This window comes from Rhizobacter sp. P2_H3, assembly GCF_056403355.1.
Genome location: NZ_JBFUFQ010000470.1, coordinates 1 through 1,529, shown reverse-complemented (window position 1 = coordinate 1,529; position 1,529 = coordinate 1). Strand labels below are relative to the sequence as shown.

The following is a 1,529-nucleotide window of genomic DNA, read 5'->3' as shown; positions in this document are numbered from 1 at the left end:
CCCTGACCGACTGCGGCCTGGACCTGCAGCCGAACGCGGAGCGCCACCTGCGCACGCGCCTTCGGCTGGCACAGACCTACCCGGCGGACTTGCTCGATGAGACGCTCAACGTCACGGCGCGGTGCTGCTTCTCGTTGGACGAGTTGAAGTACCAGTACCCCGACGAGGTCGTTCCCGCAGGGCACACGCCGGCGAGCTACCTGCGCAAGATCACCTACGAAGGCGCGGGGCAACGGTGGCCCCAAGGCATGCCGGCGAAGGTCCAACAGCTGATCGAATACGAGCTGTCCCTGGTGGCAGAGCTGCGCTACGAACACTACTTCTTGACGGTCGCCGACATCGTGATGTTTGCGAGGTCTCGCGGCATCCTCTGCCAGGGTCGTGGCTCTGCTGCGAACTCGGTGATCTGCTACTGCGTCGGCGTGACCGAGGTCGACCCGGCACGCATGTCGGTGCTGGTCGAGCGCTTCATCTCGAAGGAGCGCAACGAGCCACCTGACATTGACATCGACTTCGAGCACGAGCGGCGCGAAGAGGTGCTGCAGTACCTCTACAACAAGTACGGGCGCGATCGTGCAGCGATCACCGGCGTGGTCATCTCGTACAGGCCGAAGAGCGCGATCCGTGACGTCGGGAAAGCGCTCGGCTTCTCGCTGGACGAGGTGAACACCATCGCGAAGGGGCATCAGTGGTGGGACGGCTCCGACATCGCCGACGACCGCGTACGTGAGGCTGGCCTCGAGCCCGACGATCTTCGCGTCCAGCAGCTGCTGCAGTTGACCTGGCAGCTCCTCGGTTTTCCGCGCCACCTGAGTCAGCACACTGGCGGCATGGTGCTGACGAAGGGGCCGCTCTCTCGCATCGTTCCGATCGAGAACGCTTCGATGGCCGATCGGACCGTCATCGAGTGGGACAAAGACGACCTGGACGCCATGGGCCTTCTAAAGGTGGACTGCCTGGCGCTCGGGATGCTCACCGCCATTCGCAAGGCGCTGGATTTCATCGGAGAGCGGCAGCAGACCGTCTTCGGCATGCAGGACATACCGGCTGAGGACACCGAGACCTACGACATGATCTGCAAGGCCGACACCGTCGGGGTGTTCCAGATCGAAAGCCGTGCACAGATGAGCATGCTGCCGCGGCACCGGCCGCGTTGCTTCTATGACCTGGTGGTTCAGGTCGCGATCGTGCGCCCCGGGCCCATCGTCGGTGGCATGGTGCACCCGTATATCCGCCGGCGGCAAGGCCTTGAGCCAGTCACCTATCCGAGCGCTGCGTTGGAAGAGGCGCTGGGCCGAACGCTGGGCGTTCCCGTGTTCCAGGAGCAGGTGATGCAGATCGCGATGCTGGCCGCTGGCTACACGGCAGGGGAGGCCGACGGGCTACGCCGAGACATGGCCGCGTGGAAACGCAAGGGTGGGCTGGCCAAGCACTATGACCGCATCGTCGATGGAATGACGAGCCGCGGATATGAGAAGGCGTTCGCCGAGCAGATCTTCAAACAGATTCACGGGTTCTCGGTGTACGGC

General features: G+C 64.0%; 1 protein-coding gene. It reads left to right on the top strand.

Annotated features, from left to right (window positions below; translation table 11 throughout):
- A partial coding sequence (locus AC1D1T_RS32405) for an error-prone DNA polymerase family protein (protein WP_477993457.1) occupies positions 1-1,529 on the top strand: 1,529 nt, incomplete at both ends.